This is a genomic window from Peribacillus sp. NPDC097224 (assembly GCF_044761985.1).
Taxonomy (GTDB): Bacteria; Bacillota; Bacilli; order Bacillales; family DSM-1321; genus Peribacillus.
The window spans coordinates 86669-104815 of the sequence record NZ_JBIWDK010000009.1 but is presented as its reverse complement, the minus strand read 5'-3'; the positions used below and the strand labels follow the sequence as shown (position 1 = coordinate 104815).

The following is an 18147-nucleotide window of genomic DNA, read 5'->3' as shown; positions in this document are numbered from 1 at the left end:
GAAGTCTTATAGATGGTCGATCTTGATGGTCTCTATCGTATCAATTTCTATGCCGAGCCAACTCGATGCGATTGCACCAAATATATCTTTAGAACCCGTTGTATAGAAACGGTGCACAGGAACCCTTTTGCTTCTATTGCTTAGTCGGTAGTAATCCAAAATGACACTCGCTTCACGGGCCGTCTCTTCCCCAGAGGAAATGACTTGTACCTTATCCCCCATGAACTTCGAAATCACGGGTCCTAAGTGAGGATAGTGGGTACAACCGAGAATGAGCGTATCAATGTTGATTTTCTTTAACGGCTTCAACGTTTGCGCCACGACCCTTTCGACGATTTCCCCCTGAAACTCTCCGCTTTCCACAATTGGGACAAATTTCGGACAGGCTAAACTATCCACTTCCACACCCGAGTTTATGGAAACGAGTGCATCGTCATAGGCTTTGCTCTTCACCGTTCCCTCTGTACCAATCACGCCAATATGTAGGGAATTAGAAACCTTTAAAGCTGCCCTTGCCCCTGGAAGGATGACACCGAGTACAGGAATCGGAAGAATCGCCCTGATTTCATCCAGCACTGCTGCAGTTGCTGTATTACAGGCTATAATTAGCATTTTGATATCCTGTTTCATCAGGAACCGGGTCATCTGCCATGTGAAGTTTTTGACATCCTTTTTTGACCTTGGTCCATACGGGCATCTGGCCGTATCGCCTAAGTATATTATATTTTCATTCGGTAACTGGCGCATGACTTCTTTAGCCACAGTCAAGCCACCGACACCCGAATCAATAATTCCAATTGGTTGTTTCAAAAATCTCGCCTCATTTTTCTTTCATTTCATGATGATATTCTCTATGAAGAAAACCTATACCTAAGCTTCTCGCTTACTTCCTGAAACTTATCATACTACCATTTTGGGAGAAAGTGAAATAAATTTCAAGACAGAAGTTTTACGAGCCCAGGAAAACCTTCTCATAAAAAATAAGCAGCATCCAAAGAAGTGGAAACATGGAAATGTTTCACCCTTCCTTATATGCTGCAAATGAACGGGAGAGTAAAGATATATAAGGCTTACGTATTAATAAAGCAACACATTATAGCTTAAGTTCTCCCATACGAAGGAGCTCTATAACTGCCTGTGAACGTCCTTTGACTCCAAGCTTCTGCATCGCATTCGAAATGTGGTTTCGAACTGTTTTTTCGCTAATAAACAATTCACCTGCGATATCTTTTGTTGTTTTGTCTTGTACTAGTAACTCAAATACTTCTTTTTCTCTTTTGGTGAGTAGTGGCTTATGAGTGAATTCGTTCTCCTTCAAGTAATGTTACCCTCCTTGCCTTCACCAGCATAAAACCCGGAGTGGGTGTCTATTTAGTCAAGATATAGTATGTCGGCTAGGGCAAGGGAGTGACTCATTTACTTGTCTAATTGAAATTTTACTTTTAAAGTTGTTTGACACTTGTTTTTGACATCCACTTTTTCATTTCTTCAGCCAGTGGCACCGGCTTCCCGGTCGTTTTCGATACTTGGACAACCGTTCCCCTCCCAGTGAGGCAAATCGTCCCATCCTCTTTCGTTCCCATATAATGAATATCCACCGATGAGTTGCCCACGTGGGCCGCTTTCACATGGATCGTCAGTTGTTCGTTAAAAAACACCTGCTGAATATAATCACATTGTAAATCGGCAACAACCGGAATTTCATCACTTTCTGCCGAAGACCAGTCCACCATGAAACCCATACTATTGAAATACTCGATCCGTGCCTCTTCAAAGTAAGTGAATGGAACCGTATTATTGAGGTGTCCGAACATGTCAGTTTCTGAAAAACGGACTTTAATCTCATGCTTAAAAGAAAATCCATTGCTCCACTCTTTTATATTATCGATATATGATATTCTACTCACTGTGAGAACTCCTCCTTAATGAATGACTATTCATTCATTTTATAAGAAAAAAGAAAAAATGGGAAGATATTTCTAATTTACTTATAATAAATATACTTTAGGGTCTAAAGGGAAACAATCGACCTATAAAGGAAAAAGGAAGAAACAGTTGTCTCTTCCCCCCTTCATTTCAGCGATTTCAATTCCTCTAAATACTTCTTGGCCCACTCATCTTCCTGATATAAAAAGTCACCCTCTTGATCTTTCTTCATGATATTGATGAGTTTGCCTTTCCATTTTATCAATTTGCCTGATTCATCAAACGTCAAATCAAGATCTCCTAGGTATTTACCATGCTTACCTGCCTGGACAATCAAGGTTGGTTCCTTTTCCTGATTATATACATCTGGTTTCTTCAATTTCGTATGGCTATGACTGCCAACGATAATATCAATTCCCTCCAGGTTCTTTGCCAAATCTTTGTCCCGGTCATATCCTAGATGAGATATGACTATGATTTTGTTCACTCCTTTCTCTTCAAGAGATGTAACGGTATCCTTAGCATGCTTAAAAGCATCTTCAAATATGATGTTCTTATTAGGATTGGAAAGAATTGTCGTCTTCTCTGTCGTTAGCCCGATGATTCCAACCTTCTGGCCGTCCACTACCTTGATTACCGCAGGATATACAACTCCAGGGTTACCAGGTGTACCGATTACAGGTTGAGCAAGATTCTTTAATTTTTTATCCTTGGAAAGATCGATATTGGCACTCACCAATGGAAAAGCAGCAGCACGAATGAAATTTCTAAGTACCTCTGATGACTTATCAAATTCGTGATTCCCCAGTGTCATGGCATCATATCCTATTTCATTCATGAATTTAATATCCGCTTGCCCAAGAAATTGATTGAAATAACGAACTCCTGAAAAAACATCGCCTGCATCAAGCAAGAGTGTATTCTCCCTTGTATTTCTTATCTGATGAATTGCGGTAAAACGACGTGGGATATTCTCTAAATGTGCATGCGTATCATTCGTATGTAGAATCGTAACTTTCAGTTCCCTATTATCCGAAAAGTTGATGATCTTGTCCGATAATGAGGTGACCGCTTGAACGTTAGATGCCGGTGAATAAGCCAAGGGACTTGAAACCATCAAATGTAATAGAACCGTCATACTGAAAGAAACATACTTCGCATATCTTGTTTTCATTCTTCCGCAACCTCCCTCTACTAGATAGAATCTCCCTAGCCATAGTAAAAATACTACATAAATTCCGTAAGAATCTTCAACCTCTTCTTTCTAAAACCATCGCATATGATCTTATTCGTTCGATCTAAGTTCAAAAAAAAAAACAACTCTCAATTCAAGAGTTGTTTTTATGAATATTCGCCGATGGTAACCTAACCAACAAAAAAGAACCCATACCTTTAAAGGTATGGATTCCACTTATTAAACTTCGTCGCTTCCGAAGAAGTTACGGAATTGTTGAATCGCAGTATCACGGTTTAACGCTGCAATCGAGGTTGTCAATGGAATACCTTTAGGGCAAGACTGCACACAGTTTTGTGAATTACCGCAGTTTGCAAGGCCGCCATCTGACATGATTGTGTTTAAACGTTCTGCTTTGTTCATTGCACCAGTTGGATGTGCGTTGAATAAACGAACTTGTGATAATGGTTGTGGTCCCATGAAGTTGGAGTTGTCATTTACGTTCGGACAAGCTTCCAAACATACGCCACAAGTCATACATTTAGATAATTCATATGCCCATTGACGTTTCTTTTCTGGCATACGTGGTCCTGGTCCAAGATTATACGTACCATCAATTGGAATCCAAGCTTTTACCTTTTTCAATGAATCGAACATACGGCTACGATCGACTTGAAGGTCACGCACAACCGGGAAAGTACGCATTGGAGCAAGACGTACAGGCTGTTCTAACTGGTCAATAAGGGCTGTACAAGATTGTCTTGGCTTACCATTGATGACCATTGAACAGGCACCACAAACTTCTTCAAGACAGTTCATGTCCCATGCGATTGCAGTTGTATGTTTACCTTCTACCGTTACCGGATTACGACGAATTTCCATCAAAGCGGAAATGACGTTCATATTCGGACGGTATGCTAATTCAAATTCCTCATCATAAGGAGCTGAATCCGGTGTATCTTGACGAGTAATAATAAAACGAACTGTTTTAGTCTCAGATTTAGTTTCAACCATTTTTATGCTCCCCCTCTTTAATGTGTAGTCGTGTAATCACGTTTACGTGGTGCAATCAGTGATACATCAACATCTTCATAATGGAATGCAGGAGCTTTGTCTGCTCCTTGGAATGTAGCCATTGTTGTTTTCATGAACTTTTCATCATTACGTTCTGGGAAGTCAGGTTTGTAATGCGCTCCACGGCTTTCATCACGGTTAAGAGCACCGATTGTGATTACACGTGCCAATTGCATCATGTTTTGAAGCTGTCTAGTAAAGGCAGCACCTTGATTACTCCATTTAGCCGTGTCATTGATGTTGATTTTTTTGTAACGTTCCATCAACTCAAGAATTTTATTGTCTGTTTCTTTAAGTTTGTCATTGTAACGAACTACAGTAACATTGTTAGTCATCCATTCACCAAGTTCTTTGTGAAGGATATATGCGTTTTCATTACCATTAAGAGACATGATAGAATTCCATTTCTCTTGTTCTTGTTTTTGGTAGCCTTCATATAATGAAGAAGGAAGAGAATCTGATGTTTTATCAAGTCCTTGAATGTATTTAACAGCATTCGGACCAGCCACAGAACCACCATAAATGGCTGAAAGAAGTGAGTTCGCACCTAAACGGTTACCACCATGTTGTGAATAATCACACTCACCAGCAGCGAATAGACCTTTGATGTTTGTCATTTGGTCATAATCTACCCAAAGTCCACCCATAGAATAGTGAACCGCAGGGAAAATTTTCATTGGCACTTTATGAGGATCTTCACCGACGAATTTCTCATAGATTTCAATGATTCCGCCTAATTTAACATCTAGTTCATGTGAATCTTTATGTGAAAGGTCAAGGTAGACCATGTTTTCTCCGTTAATACCCAATTTCATATTAATACATACGTCGAAAATTTCACGTGTTGCAATATCACGAGGTACTAGATTACCATAAGCCGGGTATTTCTCTTCTAGGAAGTACCATGGTTTTCCGTCTTTATATGTCCAGATACGTCCACCTTCACCACGAGCGGATTCACTCATTAAGCGAAGTTTATCATCACCAGGGATTGCTGTCGGGTGAATTTGGATGAACTCACCGTTCGCATAATGTGCACCTTGTTGATAGACGATAGATGCTGCTGAACCTGTATTGATCATAGAGTTAGTAGATTTACCGAAAATGATTCCAGGGCCACCGCTCGCCATGATGACTGCGTCGCCAGGGAATGATTGAATTTCCATTGAAGTCAAGTTCTGAGCTACGATACCACGTGCTGTTTGATCATCATCGATAACAGCTCCAAGGAATTCCCAGCCTTCATATTTCGTTACAAGGCCTTGTACTTCGTAACGACGAACTTGCTCGTCCAATGCATAAAGTAATTGCTGACCAGTTGTTGCACCAGCAAATGCAGTACGGTGAAATTGTGTTCCACCAAAACGGCGGAAATCAAGTAGGCCTTCCGGCGTACGGCTAAACATAACACCCATACGGTCAAACATATGGATAATAGATGGTGCTGCATCGCACATTGCTTTAACTGGAGGTTGATTTGCTAAGAAATCCCCACCATATACTGTATCATCAAAGTGAAGCCATGGAGAATCGCCTTCACCTTTCGTATTTACTGCCCCGTTGATTCCGCCTTGAGCACAAACAGAGTGAGATCGTTTTACTGGAACTAATGAGAATAAATCAACATGTTGTCCTAACTCTGCTGCTTTGATCGTAGCCATTAAACCAGCTAGACCTCCACCGACGATAATAATTTTACCTTTACCCAATTGTGTCACTCCCTTATTCCATTAGAAAAGCTATGTTTTTCCTAGTACGTATAAATTAATTTCTTCTGCTACTTATACGAAAGCGAAAACTGCACTAATTCCTATATAAGAAAGAAGAACGAAAATGATTAAAGTTACATATGTCATAACTCTTTGCGATTTAGGTGAAACTGTTAGTCCCCAACTTACTGCGAATGACCATAATCCATTGGCAAAATGGAAAATAGCAGAAACAATACCAACAATGTAGAACGCGATCATGAATGGATTAGAGAAAATCTCTGCCATCATATCAAAGTCTACTGTTGCCCCAAAAGCTGCTTGAACCCTTGTTTCCCAGATGTGCCAAACAAGGAAAATCAAAGTTATGATTCCTGATAAACGTTGTAGCATGAACATCCAGTTACGGAAGAAACTGAATCTTCCTAAGTTGTTCTTTGCTGTAAAGGCGATATAAATCCCATAAATAGCATGGAAAATTAATGGTAGATAGATGATTACACATTCCACCACGATTTTCAATGGAGTATATTCGATTAATTGAACTGCCCCGTTGAATGTCTCTGCTCCCTTTGTTGCCATAAAGTTAACCGATAAATGGAAAATTAGGAATAGACCGATTGGTAATACCCCTAGAAGTGAATGAAGCCTACGATTCCCAAACTCACGATTCTTTGCCACTAAGTGCCCCCCCTTAATTTGTCAAAACTCATACGAAGATGGTTACCTTTTATCTCCGCGTGAAAATAAAGTATAGAGTTAAACCGCTCTCTATACTTTCTTACAATTATGTGACATGTCCATTTTACTCCTGACTTCAATGTGCGTCAAGAAAACGGATACAAGATTTCTCTTTTTTAGAATAAATATTATCAATAAATCACTAAGGTTTTGGGTGTTCATTTACAAGTAATATGAAAAAACTAACTATTTTTTTAATATATTGAGATAATTTAACATATTTTTACATTTTTCTGTTGAAATATTAAAAAAAACTGTATAAATCGCAAAAGGAAAACGTTTATAATAGATTTACAGAAAGAGGCGATAATACATGAAAAAAAATATTGCTGCAGCTATAGAAGAAGAAATCCAAACAGATGAATTCCAAGTTCCAGCTTTCGGGTATGAACTGATCAGGGAAACTTTATTGAACGATATCCTTGGGAAAGATTCTTATCAAATCTTATATTGGGCGGGTAAACAACTCGCAAGGAAATTCCCTTTGAATGGCGATCAGGAATTGGTTGCATTTTTCCATAATGCAGGCTGGGGCCATCTTGAAATCATAAAGCTTTCCAAATCCGAGATGGAGTTATCCTTGTCAGGAGAAATGGTCGCCCGTCGTCTGGATCTATATCCCGACAGTCATTTTCAACTTGAAGCAGGGTTTCTTGCCGAACAATTTACCTTACAAAAAAGGTTCATCAGTGAAGCTACGGAAGAAATCAAACGTCGTGCAAAAAAAGTCGACTTCACCATCTGCTGGGATCCGAAAGATCCCATTTAACGACTTCCTCAAAATGGGTGGAAATGTAGGAAGCCTGAGTCATGTTTGACTATTTCCAAGCGGTTTTCTTCCATGAGTGACTCTTTAGCTAGCACTCACACTCATAACACAAAACAGCATATACGATACATAAAATAGAAGTTATTGGTGTGTAATTCGGAATCTTCTTCTTCAACTGCTTTATAATAAGAAGAAAGTAATCTTTTTTTGGATAGATTCTACCCTGATTTAAACAAAAGGAGTCAAATAACCTGAGTCCCCCTCACTCTCGGACTCAGGTTATCGGACTCCTTTTTTTCATGACCGATAATCATTTAACACCATTACTTTGAAATTGAAGGAATTCTCGTTCTGAACATAACACGAAGTGTCCTGGTTTCACTTCTCGCATTTTGACTTCCTCATCCGCCGTATAAGCATGTGTAGCGGAATTATAGCCCTTCCGTCGCCTAGTCCGTTCCAATTCTGGATCCGGAAGCGGAATTGCAGATAACAGGGATTGTGTGTACGGATGTATCGGGTTGTTATAAAGCTCTTCACTAGGTGCAAGCTCCACTAACTTACCAAAGTACATGACGCCGATTCTGTCACTGATATACTTGACCATCGATAAATCATGGGCAATGAATAAATAGGTTAAGTTTTTTTCTTTTTGAAGCTTTTTCAACAGATTGACTACCTGTGCCTGAATGGACACGTCCAGTGCTGAAATTGGTTCATCCGCGATGATGAATTCCGGTTCCACGGCAAGTGCCCGCGCAATTCCAATTCGCTGACGCTGTCCCCCTGAGAATTCGTGCGGATACCGATTTGCATGTTCGCGATTTAGCCCGACTGTTTCGAGTAAATGGTAAACCCGTTCCATGCGCTCTTCTTTTGTCTTAGCCAGCCCATGGTTATCGATGCCTTCTGCGATAATATCGGCAATCTTCATTTTAGGATTCAAGGATGCATATGGATCTTGAAAAATCATTTGCATCTTTCTGTTCATATCTTTCAATTTTTTCCTTGATTTCTTTCCATGGACACTTTCCCCTTTGAAAAGCACCTCGCCATCGGTTGCATCATACAGGCGAATGATTGTACGTCCTGTTGTCGATTTACCGCAACCTGACTCCCCAACAAACCCAAGTGTTTCCCCTTGATAAATATCAAAAGAAATATCATCGATTGCTTTCACCATATTAGGCTTTCCGTTATTGAAGTATTGTTTTAAATGTTTGACTTCCACGAGTTTTTCACGTTGTTCCATTATTTTGCGACCCCCTGAACGAACTGCTTCATGCGTTTTTGTACAGCTAGAGGCGGTGTCACCTCAGGTGCATCCGGATGTAAAAGCCATGTGGCTGCATAGTGCGTTTCGGATACTTTGAATACGGGTGGCTGTTGCTCTAAATCAATCTGCATTGCATATTCATTTCTCGGAGCAAACGCGTCACCTTTTGGCGGGTTCAGCAAATTGGGCGGAGTGCCCGGGATCGTGTACAATTCATGTTCCCCCGTATCTTCGAGGCTAGGCATGGAACTGATCAACCCCCAAGTATAAGGGTGCTTCGGATTATAAAAGATTTCATCCGCCGTACCTATTTCAACGATTTTCCCTGCATACATCACAGCTACACGATCCGCTATGTTCGCAACCACTCCCAGATCATGGGTGATGAAGATAATCGATGTTTCTATTTTCTTTTGTAAATCCTTCATCAATTCAAGAATCTGGGCTTGAATGGTCACATCCAATGCAGTCGTAGGCTCATCCGCAATCAATACTTTGGGATTACACGCCAAAGCAATCGCGATGACCACACGTTGTCTCATTCCTCCCGAAAATTGGTGGGGATATTGTTCGAAACGCTGCTTAGCATTAGGAATGCCCACAAGTTCCAATAGTTCGATCGAACGTAACTTCGCCGCCGCCTTACTGACGTTTTGATGTTTTAAAATGGGCTCCATTATCTGTTTGCCCACCTTGATCGTTGGGTTCAACGAAGTCATTGGATCTTGGAAAATCATCGAAATATCTTTACCTCTGACCTTTTGCATATCCTTATTAGAAAGTTTGGCCAGATCCTTTCCTTCAAAAAGGATTTCACCACTTTTAATTTCTGAATTATTTGCTGGCAACAATCTCATGATTGATTTGGATGTCACGGACTTACCCGATCCGGATTCTCCTACAATCGCCAAGGTTTCCCCTTTTTTCAGTTCAAAGTTCACACCACGGATTGCCTGGACTTCACCAGAAAAGGTATGAAACGATACATGTAAATCTTTCACTTCCAATAAGTTTTCCATTTCATTTCCTCCTTCTCTTAATCTCGCATTTTTGGATCCAATGCATCACGAAGCCCATCGGCGATCATATTGAAGCAAACCATGATCAGACTGATGAAAAATGCTGGGAATAACATCAGATGTGGGTATAGTCTAAGCGTTTTGAATCCATCGTTAATCAACGTTCCAAGGGATGCAAGTGGTGATTGTAGACCCAGTCCAATGAAACTCAAGAAAGCTTCGAAGAATATCGCACTCGGAATGGTGAACATCGTATTGATGATGATGACGCTCGCTAAGTTTGGTAGCAAATGTTTTAAAATGATTTTGAAATTTGAGCTTCCCAATGTCCGCGAAGCCAAGACGAATTCTTGTTCTTTTAATTTCATCACCTGAGCACGAACGACACGGGACATGCTTGTCCAGCTCGTAATGGCTAGGGCAATCGTGATGGACATGATCCCAGGCTCGAAAACAAGGATCATTAAAATGACCACAACTAGGTTAGGGACACCTGAAACGACTTCGACAATACGTTGCATGACATTATCAAGTTTCCCGCCGTAATATCCAGAAATGGCTCCATACGCTACGCCGATAAGCATATCAAGCAAAGCCGCTAAAAAGGCGATATACAAAGATATTTGAATCCCCTTGGCCACTCGGGTAAGTACATCCCGGCCAAGTCCGTCCGTTCCGAACCAGTAATGCTCTTCAATGTTTTTTTGTTCGTAAACATCCACCACATTACCATTGGCCATTGTCCTTGTACCATCAAAAGGAAGCCAACTTACATTTTCCAATCCTGGAATTTTCGCTGGTAAATTGGTTCTCTTTAAATCTTGTTCATCTAATCCATGTCCACTAATAAGGGGACCCACCCAAGCAAAAATAAAGACCAAAGCAATTAAAACCATACTGACTAGGGCTGCTTTATTTTTACGGATACGCATCCAAGAATCCTGCCAGAAACTTATGCTTGGTTTATTGATCGCTTCGCTTATGGTGGCGTCCATAATGGCAGGCGCAAATTGACTTTTTGACATTCTCACTATTTTGTTTGCCATTATTTTTTCCCCCCTGCTAACCTAATACGTGGATCGATAATACCGTAGAGAATGTCGACCAATAGAACGATGACGATAAAGAGGAATGAAAACAGCAATGTCGTTCCCATGATTACCGAGTAATCATTCACCGTTATCGATTTAACGAATTGTTCCCCGATTCCAGGTATACCGAATATTTGTTCAATGACGAGTGAACCCGTCATAAGTGACACTGTTAATGGTCCGAGTACAGTTATGACAGGAATCAAAGCATTTCGCAGTCCATGTTTAAACGCCACTTCAAAATTACTTGCCCCCTTCGCTTTAGCGAGGGTGATATAATCCGAACCGAGTACATCGATCATTTCCGTCCTCATGAAACGGGCAGATGTGGCTATAGGGAACATCGCTAAGGCAAGCGTTGGCATAATGCTGTACTCCCAACCCTTCCAGAACATGACGGGCAGCCATCCCATCTTCACTCCAACATAATATTGCAGCAAACCGGCAAACACGAAACTTGGTATCGATTTACCCAAGACCGCTATGAATGTTGTTCCATAATCGACCCATGTATTTTGTTTGAGGGCTCCTATCACACCCAGAATAATCCCAAAAATCGTTCCGAAAAACATTGCTTGAAATCCTAATACCAAGGAAGGCTGAATCCTTTCGCCCAGCAATTGCGTGACTGGTGTATTATTGAATTGGAATGAAACTCCCAAATCTCCCTGAACTAGGTTCAACATGTATTTCCCATACTGGACAGGCACCGGCTCATTCAATCCATACTTGTTCTCCATGATTTGGAATTGAGCCTCCGATAACTTGCTTGCATTTGCAAATGGAGAGCCCGGGATCAACTTCATGAGGAAGAACGTCAAGCTCGCGATGATAAACAAAGTAATTAACATATATATGATCCGTTGCGTTAGATATCTGGCCATTTGTACACCTCACAAAATAAAATTCTCACTTTTTCGACAATAGTTTTATAGTGAAAAGAGAGTATATACTAGTGATATACTCTCTTTTCTAGTTTGTTTTAGAAGATGCTTATTCTACTACTGTTACACCTTTGTAGTAATAATGTGGACCTAAGTCACTCTTAACAATTCCTTTGACTTTAGGATTTACTAGGATGTTCTCTACTCGTTGATAAATTGGTGCGATTCCGAAGTCCTCAGTCAAGAATAGCTTTTCAGCATCTTGCATGGCTTTCGCATATGCTGCCGGATCGTCCGTCAATTCGTTTGTGGCTTTATTGATCAGTGCATCGTATTCTGGATTAGAATAGTCCATTTCATTATTTGTTCCACCTGTTAACCAAAGATCGGTATATGAGATGGCATCTTTATAATCCGGGCCCCAACCTGATACGACCAAATCATAATCGCCTTTTTTCGTACGATCCAATCGAATCGAGAATGGAACGCTTTCGACTTTGATTGTTAAACCAGGAAGGTTTTTCTCCAATTGGTTCTTCATATACTCACCGATTTTTTTCGCAGAATCGGTTTCATCCCCCATATATCGAAGGGTAAGTTCTTTCACGCCCAACTCTTTTAATCCTTTTTCCCAAGCAGCTTTTGCTTCTTTTTCGTTAAACGTAATCAAATCTTCATTTGCCGAACGGAAGTCTTTTCCATCATAACTAACGAAATCTTTTGGCACGAAGTAGTTGGCTGCAACTGAACCATCGCCCAGCACGCTCGATGCAAGATCTTCTTTATTGAAAGCTTTTGCAAGCGCTTCGCGGATATTGACATTCTTAAGTGCTTCATTTTTCTGGTTCATCTTCATCCAGAATATGGTCGGTGCCAAGTTAGTTTGCAACCGCTCGTCCCCTTCATATTGTGGGACAAGTTCAGATGTCAGTAAATCCGTAATGTCTGCTTCGCCAGCTTCAAATGCATTTACTTGTGCATTGTTATCTTTTGAAACATTAACCGTGATTTTCTCTAATTTAACTGAATCCGCATCGCGGTAATTCTTGTTCTTTTGAAGTTCCCATTCTGTCGCAGTTGGGCCATTCCAAGAACTCATGACAAAGGGACCATTGTATAAGAGCGTTTCTGCACTTGTAGCGTACTTGTCACCTTGTTCTGTAACGAACTTTTCGTTTTGTGGGAAGAATGTCGCAAACGATAAATACTCTTTCCAGTATGCAAGTGGTTTTTCAAACGTAATTTCCAATGTTTTGTCGTCAACCGCTTGCACACCAAGGCTGTCTAAATCGTATTTTTTCTTTTCAGCCGCTGCCTTCGTAATTTCTGTTGCACCTGCGATTTTGCCATTCATCATATATGGACCATATTCAGAAGCTACTTCAGGATCCATCGCCCGTTTAAAAGCAAAAACGAAATCATGTGCCGTAACTGGGTCACCATTCGACCACTTTGAATCTATTAATTTAAACGTATACGTTTTTCCGTCTTTACTGACTTCAGGTTCTCCGTCAACAAGAGCCGGCACTGTCTCTCCGTCCTTATCAATCGTATATAAGCCTTCGTTCACATTGTTCAAATAGTTGAATCCTACTGTATCTGTTGTTTTAACGGAATCCATGACCGGGATTTCGGATTTACTCATAATACTAATCTCTTGTTTTTCAGCTAGTTTCGTTCCATCTGACTTCTTCTCAGAATTATCTGAATTGCCGCCACATGCTGCTAGAATGACGCTAAGAACTAGCATAAGACCAGCAAAGATTGTGAATTTAGATTTTTTCATCTACTTTGACCTTCTTTCTATATTTTAAAATCATATTTTCATTATACTGATTTTTTTGATTTTGTATATAAGTTAGAATAATAAATTATTTCTAAAAAATTAAAAATGGTCAAAAACCAAGGAAAACCTAGGTTTTTACTACTTTAAGGCTTTAAAGTGCTGCTTACGGCGTTTTATCGGATTTTTTAGAATACTATTATGTTTTCCCCTATCGTTTTTTCAAACTATTTCAAAAAATCATTTTTGTTTATTTAGTGTTTTTGATATACTTATAAAAAGAAAATCGAGGTAAAAAGAATGAAAAAAATACTTATAGGTACGGGATTTGGTATCGTGCTATCCATTTTGTTATCCCTTATATTCCATCAAGCTCTCTCTCTATTGAATTTTATTAATATGACCTTTTACATCAGTGGAGGACTGATTCTTCTAGCATTGGTTACTTTCGTCGTCCAACGAGGATTTTTCGACGTAGTCTTTTATAGTTTCCGGAGAGTATTCCAAATACAAAATCAGCATGTAGGGGAGGAAAAAGAAGACATCCCTAAACTTTCCGATATCATCTCCCTTTCCTCTTCCTTCACCCTTGTCGTAGGTCTTATCCTATTTTGCATCCTGCTACTCTCTCTAGCCGTCTATTATCTTTAATCTTAATCTTTCCATAGAGTCCGGGCACCGAAAAAGGGCAACCTTTTTTTAGGTGCCCTTTTTCTTTATAAAAGCATTAGGTACATCTTTTCATCAGTTTTAATCAATCAGGCAAGGACTTTGGCGTGCTGTCCCAGTTTGAACGCCTCGTGAAGCGCTTCGACCGCTTTGACCATTTCCTTTTCGTTTACGACGGTAGAAACTTTGATTTCCGAAGTGCTGACCATTTTCACTTGGATCCCTGTATTCGCCATGACTTCAAACATCTCTGCGGCCACTCCGGGATTGGAAACCATTCCTGAACCGACGATAGAGACTTTAGCCAACTCGCCTTCCGTTTCTATACCATCAAATTCCAACTGGCTTTTATTGTTTTCAAGAACCATTAAAGCTGCTTTTGTATCTTCGCTTTTAATAGAGAAAGAGAGATTGGTCGTATCTTCTGATGTCATGCTCTGGATGATGATATCTACATTTATGTGATTTTTCGCCAGTGTCGTGAAAATCGTGGATAATACACCAAGTGACCGAGGCAAGCCGTTCACTGTAACTCTTGTGATGCTATCCTCAAAAGCAATACCCCGTACAATTAAATTCTCTTCCATATTCGCTTCCTCCTCAATGATGGTCCCAGATTCTTTTTCTAAGCTTGAACGGACTTCAAGCGAGATTTGATAGTTTTTTGCATATTCAACGGCCCGTGGGTGCAGGACCCCAGCCCCTAAATGGGCCAGCTCCAACATTTCGTCATAAGATACGGATGTTAATTTCCTGGCGTTTTTTATGTAGCGTGGATCTGTTGTGAAAACACCGGTTACATCGGTATAAATATCGCATCGGTTTGCGTGTAGTGCTGCGGCTATGGCAACCGCCGTTGTATCGGAACCGCCCCGACCCAATGTCGTGATTTCCCCATGTTCATCCATTCCTTGAAAACCGGCAACGATGACGATCTTTTTTGCTTGTAACTGCGCTTGAATTCTGGAAGCATCGATATTTAAAATTCGCGCATTTCCGTGAACGGACTCTGTCTGCATCCCAGCCTGCCAGCCCGTAAAGGATACGGCTTCATGCCCCTTTTCCACCAATGCCATCGTTAACAAGGCAATCGTAACTTGTTCCCCGGTCGTCAATAACATATCCATTTCCCTCTTACTAGGGGATGCGGAAATATCTCTTGCCATGGAAACCAATTCATCCGTTGTCTTCCCCATTGCCGAAACAACGACAACGACGTCATTACCTTTTTCAGCTTCCTCGATTACACGATTAGCGACATGTTTGATTTTCTCGACACTCCCTACAGAAGTACCGCCAAATTTTTGTACAATCAGTGCCATTCTCATGCACCCTCTCTATCTTTTTTAGGCAATAAAAAAAGCAATGAGAATATCTCATTGCTGTGGTTACGTATCCGTTCAGTAATCACAGTGAGATAGCTCTCCAAGGTATCAACCCTGACAATCTGCCATCTTTTAAATGGTCAGACCAGAAAAACAAGGTATGAGTCTTGTTTTCCTTCGGCGTCATTCCCTTTCAAAACCCTTCATTGAAGCTCATACTTCTCTAGGTTTTTACTATTGAATTCCGCACCTCTATCAGCACTTTAAATTGTCTTGTTTAAAAATCCCTTTTAAGCATAGCATAGGAAAAAGACACTCGCAAGGTCATTCTTGTAATTTTCTAAAGATTCCATCCGCTACATTTTTAGGCATTCCCGCTTCGATTATCTGTTCGACTGAGGCCTCTTTCATTTTTTTCAATGACCCGAAATGCCGTAACAGCTGCTTTCTTCTTTTCTCACCTACACCTGGAATATCATCCAGAAGTGAATGAATGGCATTTTTCCCACGAAGCTGGCGATGGAAGGTAATCGCGAACCGATGCACTTCATCTTGGATTCTTTGTAGCAAGTAAAATTCCTGACTTCGCGAATCAAGTGGAATCAGTTCGAGCGGGTTTCCAATCATCAATTGGGATGTCCTGTGTTTTTCATCCTTAATAAGGCCAGAAAGCGGAATATCGAGACCGAGTTCATTTTCCAAAATGTCCCGAACGGCCTCCACATGTCCTTTCCCTCCATCGATGATGATCAAGTCAGGAAGTGGAAGGCCATCTTTTAAGACGCGTGAATATCTTCTTCGGACAACTTCACGCATCGATTCGTAATCATCAGGCCCTTTCACCGTTTTAATTTTATACTTTCGATACTCCCGCTTTTCCGGCTTGCCATCAATGAAAACGACCAAAGCAGATACAGGATCACTTCCTTGAATATTCGAGTTATCAAAAGCCTCGATACGATGTGGAGTGTAGATGCCTAACTTATCCCCTAAATTCTCCACTGCCTTGATCGTTCTTTCTTCATCCCGTTCAATTAATGAGAACTTCTCTTGAAGGGCGATGGAGGCGTTTTTATTTGCCAATTGCAGCATATCCTTTTTCGCGCCCCTTTTCGGATGAAGCGTTTTTACACCAAGCAAGCTCTCCGCCAGCTCGGCATCAACAGACTCCGGCAACAATATCTCTTTTGGCTTAAAGTGATTGGCCTTTTCATAAAACTGTCCGAGATACGTAAGAAGCTCCTGTTCCGGTTCATCGTAGACCGGAAAGAGCGAAACATCTCTTTCAATCAGTTTCCCTTGTCGCACAAAAAATACTTGTACGCACATCCACCCTTTATCATAGGCAAAACCGAATACGTCCCTGTCAATGAAATCAGTCGTCATCATTTTCTGTTTTTCCATTGTAATCTCGATGTGGGCAATTTTATCCCGATATTCCTTCGCCCGTTCAAAATCGAGCATTTCAGAGGCTTCAAGCATTTTTTCCGTGAGTTCTTTCTTTATCTCGGTATGACCGCCATTTAAAAATCGGTTAATATCATCGACGATTTGCTTATATTCCCGTTCCTCTACATCATATACACAAGGGGCCAAGCACTGGCCAAGGTGGTAATATAGGCAGACACGGTCTGGAAGCGTATTACATTTCCTTAATGGATAGATCCGATCCAGAAGTTTTTTCGTTTCATTGGCCGCAAAAGCATTGGGATAAGGACCAAAGTATTTCCCTTTATCTTTTTTGACTTTTCTCGTGATGATCAAACGCGGGTGTTTTTCAGCCGTCAACTTGATGAATGGGTAGGTCTTGTCATCCTTCAACATGACGTTATATTTTGGATCGTGTTTTTTGATTAAATTCAGTTCTAAAATAAGCGCCTCGATATTGGAGGAGGTAACGATATACTCGAAATCCTCGATTTCATTTACGAGCCTGAATGTTTTCCCATCATGTGAGCCCGTGAAATATGAGCGGACACGGTTTTTCAATACTTTCGCCTTGCCAACATAAATGATCGTTCCCTGACGATCCTTCATTAAATAACAACCAGGCTGATCAGGGAGAAGGGCAAGTTTATTCTTTATCCGTTGATTCATGCATTCAGCCTCCTGTTCTCCCATTCTACAATCAATTATATATCAAGATACAAAAAAAAGCTTCAAGTCCGTAGACCTGAAGCTCTTCCTTCATTCAAATTAAGCGTGTTTAGCAAGAAGTTCAGCAAGAGCTTCCTTCGGTTGGAATCCAACCACTTTATCCACAACTTCACCGTCTTTAAGAACGATTAAAGTAGGGATGCTCATAACGCCGAATTTTCCAGCTGTTTCTTGGTTTTCATCAACGTCCACTTTTACGATTTTTGCTTTGTCGCCAATTTCTTCATCTAACTCGTGAAGAACAGGAGCGATCATTTTGCATGGTCCACACCATGGAGCCCAAAAGTCTACAAGAACGACACCTTCATTAGTATCTGCTGTGAATGTTTGATCAGTTGAATTTACGATAGCCATATATTTTATCCTCCTAAAATGTACTCAAATAACTATAGACAGTATAACATTGTAACAGGAACAGATGCTATTATTTTGCTTCAATGGTAGCATGTCCATAAACAGAGAAAAAATACTGCCTAGAACCTAATAGATTGTCATAAAAAGAAAAGGCGCTTGCCAGTTCATTCCCTGACAGACGCCTTTTCTTTTATAT

17 protein-coding genes and 1 riboswitch are annotated in these 18147 nt (G+C 40.6%); of the genes, 2 read left to right on the top strand and 15 right to left on the bottom strand.

The genetic code is table 11. The annotated features are described in order from the left end of the window. Positions 1 to 6 precede the first annotated feature (6 nt). From racE to ACIQXR_RS17000, 7 genes are all read right to left on the bottom strand, one after another. Positions 7 to 810 (bottom strand): glutamate racemase, encoded by an 804-nt coding sequence (gene racE, locus ACIQXR_RS17030; RefSeq protein ID WP_402874574.1) that lies wholly within the window; start codon positions 808 to 810, stop codon positions 7 to 9. Between the two features lie 283 nt (positions 811 to 1093). Then, complete coding sequence (locus tag ACIQXR_RS17025; protein WP_402874572.1) at positions 1094 to 1318, bottom strand: helix-turn-helix domain-containing protein; 225 nt, start codon at positions 1316 to 1318, stop codon at positions 1094 to 1096. A gap of 124 nt (positions 1319 to 1442) precedes the next feature. Next, entirely contained in the window at positions 1443 to 1907 is a 465-nt protein-coding gene (locus ACIQXR_RS17020; protein WP_402874569.1) for an acyl-CoA thioesterase, read from the bottom strand. 164 nt (positions 1908 to 2071) lie between these two features. Continuing rightward, positions 2072 to 3100 carry a metallophosphoesterase gene (locus ACIQXR_RS17015; RefSeq protein WP_402874565.1) on the bottom strand — a complete coding sequence of 343 codons (1029 nt, stop codon included), beginning with the start codon at positions 3098 to 3100 and terminating at the stop codon, positions 2072 to 2074. 240 nt (positions 3101 to 3340) lie between these two features. Continuing rightward, positions 3341 to 4114 (bottom strand): succinate dehydrogenase iron-sulfur subunit, encoded by a 774-nt coding sequence (gene sdhB, locus ACIQXR_RS17010; RefSeq protein WP_402874562.1) that lies wholly within the window; start codon positions 4112 to 4114, stop codon positions 3341 to 3343. Positions 4115 to 4131: 17 nt separating this feature from the next. Continuing rightward, positions 4132 to 5883 (bottom strand): succinate dehydrogenase flavoprotein subunit, encoded by a 1752-nt coding sequence (gene sdhA / locus ACIQXR_RS17005; RefSeq protein WP_402874559.1) that lies wholly within the window; start codon positions 5881 to 5883, stop codon positions 4132 to 4134. Between the two features lie 72 nt (positions 5884 to 5955). Beyond that, positions 5956 to 6564, bottom strand: coding sequence for a succinate dehydrogenase cytochrome b558 subunit (locus ACIQXR_RS17000; protein WP_402874556.1), 609 nt, complete (start codon positions 6562 to 6564; stop codon positions 5956 to 5958). Positions 6565 to 6937: 373 nt separating this feature from the next. On the opposite strand from ACIQXR_RS17000, the gene ACIQXR_RS16995 reads away from it, so the two are divergent. Beyond that, positions 6938 to 7393 (top strand): YslB family protein, encoded by a 456-nt coding sequence (locus ACIQXR_RS16995; RefSeq protein ID WP_402874552.1) that lies wholly within the window; start codon positions 6938 to 6940, stop codon positions 7391 to 7393. A 310-nt stretch (positions 7394 to 7703) separates the two neighbouring features. On the opposite strand, the gene ACIQXR_RS16990 is transcribed toward ACIQXR_RS16995, so the two are convergent. The 5 genes from ACIQXR_RS16990 to ACIQXR_RS16970 all read right to left on the bottom strand — a co-directional run bounded on the left by ACIQXR_RS16990 (position 7704) and on the right by ACIQXR_RS16970 (position 13449). Next, a complete protein-coding gene (locus ACIQXR_RS16990; protein ID WP_402874549.1) occupies positions 7704 to 8645 on the bottom strand; it encodes an ABC transporter ATP-binding protein in 942 nt (313 codons plus the stop codon). Next, the gene (locus tag ACIQXR_RS16985; protein WP_402874547.1) at positions 8645 to 9688 is read right to left on the bottom strand and encodes an ABC transporter ATP-binding protein; all 1044 of its coding nucleotides are present in this window, start codon (positions 9686 to 9688) and stop codon (positions 8645 to 8647) included. Before ACIQXR_RS16985 ends, ACIQXR_RS16990 begins: the two co-directional genes overlap by 1 nt. Before the next feature lie 17 nt (positions 9689 to 9705). Then, positions 9706 to 10734 (bottom strand): oligopeptide ABC transporter permease, encoded by a 1029-nt coding sequence (gene opp3C, locus ACIQXR_RS16980; RefSeq protein WP_402874544.1) that lies wholly within the window; start codon positions 10732 to 10734, stop codon positions 9706 to 9708. Beyond that, on the bottom strand, positions 10734 to 11663 hold the full coding sequence (gene opp3b, locus ACIQXR_RS16975; protein ID WP_402874541.1) for an oligopeptide ABC transporter permease: 930 nt from the start codon (positions 11661 to 11663) through the stop codon (positions 10734 to 10736). The genes opp3C and opp3b overlap by 1 nt, the downstream gene beginning before the upstream one ends. A 109-nt stretch (positions 11664 to 11772) precedes the next feature. After that, positions 11773 to 13449 (bottom strand): peptide ABC transporter substrate-binding protein, encoded by a 1677-nt coding sequence (locus ACIQXR_RS16970; RefSeq protein WP_402874538.1) that lies wholly within the window; start codon positions 13447 to 13449, stop codon positions 11773 to 11775. 297 nt (positions 13450 to 13746) lie between these two features. Between ACIQXR_RS16970 and ACIQXR_RS16965 the strand changes: the two genes are divergently transcribed. Continuing rightward, on the top strand, positions 13747 to 14097 hold the full coding sequence (locus tag ACIQXR_RS16965; protein WP_402874536.1) for a DUF3899 domain-containing protein: 351 nt from the start codon (positions 13747 to 13749) through the stop codon (positions 14095 to 14097). Positions 14098 to 14204: 107 nt separating this feature from the next. Here ACIQXR_RS16965 and ACIQXR_RS16960 read toward each other — a convergent pair whose 3' ends face one another. The 3 genes from ACIQXR_RS16960 to trxA all read right to left on the bottom strand — a co-directional run bounded on the left by ACIQXR_RS16960 (position 14205) and on the right by trxA (position 17951). Continuing rightward, complete coding sequence (locus ACIQXR_RS16960) at positions 14205 to 15437, bottom strand: aspartate kinase (RefSeq protein ID WP_402874533.1); 1233 nt, start codon at positions 15435 to 15437, stop codon at positions 14205 to 14207. 88 nt (positions 15438 to 15525) lie between these two features. After that, a riboswitch (Lysine riboswitch) is annotated at positions 15526 to 15703 on the bottom strand. A 61-nt stretch (positions 15704 to 15764) separates the two neighbouring features. Next, on the bottom strand, positions 15765 to 17537 hold the full coding sequence (uvrC, locus tag ACIQXR_RS16955; protein ID WP_402874530.1) for an excinuclease ABC subunit UvrC: 1773 nt from the start codon (positions 17535 to 17537) through the stop codon (positions 15765 to 15767). Positions 17538 to 17636: 99 nt separating this feature from the next. Then, positions 17637 to 17951: a thioredoxin gene (trxA, locus tag ACIQXR_RS16950; RefSeq protein ID WP_402874527.1), complete on the bottom strand. Its 315-nt coding sequence runs from the start codon at positions 17949 to 17951 to the stop codon at positions 17637 to 17639. Positions 17952 to 18147: the final 196 nt, after the last annotated feature.

Coding starts and splice junctions, on each gene's coding strand:
- ACIQXR_RS16965 (WP_402874536.1), top strand. CDS start 13,747: ATGAAAAAAATACTTATAGGTACGGGATTTGGTATCGTGCTATCCATT.
- opp3b (WP_402874541.1), bottom strand. CDS start 11,663: ATGGCCAGATATCTAACGCAACGGATCATATATATGTTAATTACTTTG.
- ACIQXR_RS16960 (WP_402874533.1), bottom strand. CDS start 15,437: ATGGCACTGATTGTACAAAAATTTGGCGGTACTTCTGTAGGGAGTGTC.
- ACIQXR_RS16995 (WP_402874552.1), top strand. CDS start 6,938: ATGAAAAAAAATATTGCTGCAGCTATAGAAGAAGAAATCCAAACAGAT.
- opp3C (WP_402874544.1), bottom strand. CDS start 10,734: ATGGCAAACAAAATAGTGAGAATGTCAAAAAGTCAATTTGCGCCTGCC.
- trxA (WP_402874527.1), bottom strand. CDS start 17,951: ATGGCTATCGTAAATTCAACTGATCAAACATTCACAGCAGATACTAAT.
- ACIQXR_RS16990 (WP_402874549.1), bottom strand. CDS start 8,645: ATGGAACAACGTGAAAAACTCGTGGAAGTCAAACATTTAAAACAATAC.
- ACIQXR_RS17015 (WP_402874565.1), bottom strand. CDS start 3,100: ATGAAAACAAGATATGCGAAGTATGTTTCTTTCAGTATGACGGTTCTA.
- ACIQXR_RS16985 (WP_402874547.1), bottom strand. CDS start 9,688: ATGGAAAACTTATTGGAAGTGAAAGATTTACATGTATCGTTTCATACC.
- uvrC (WP_402874530.1), bottom strand. CDS start 17,537: ATGAATCAACGGATAAAGAATAAACTTGCCCTTCTCCCTGATCAGCCT.
- sdhB (WP_402874562.1), bottom strand. CDS start 4,114: ATGGTTGAAACTAAATCTGAGACTAAAACAGTTCGTTTTATTATTACT.
- ACIQXR_RS16970 (WP_402874538.1), bottom strand. CDS start 13,449: ATGAAAAAATCTAAATTCACAATCTTTGCTGGTCTTATGCTAGTTCTT.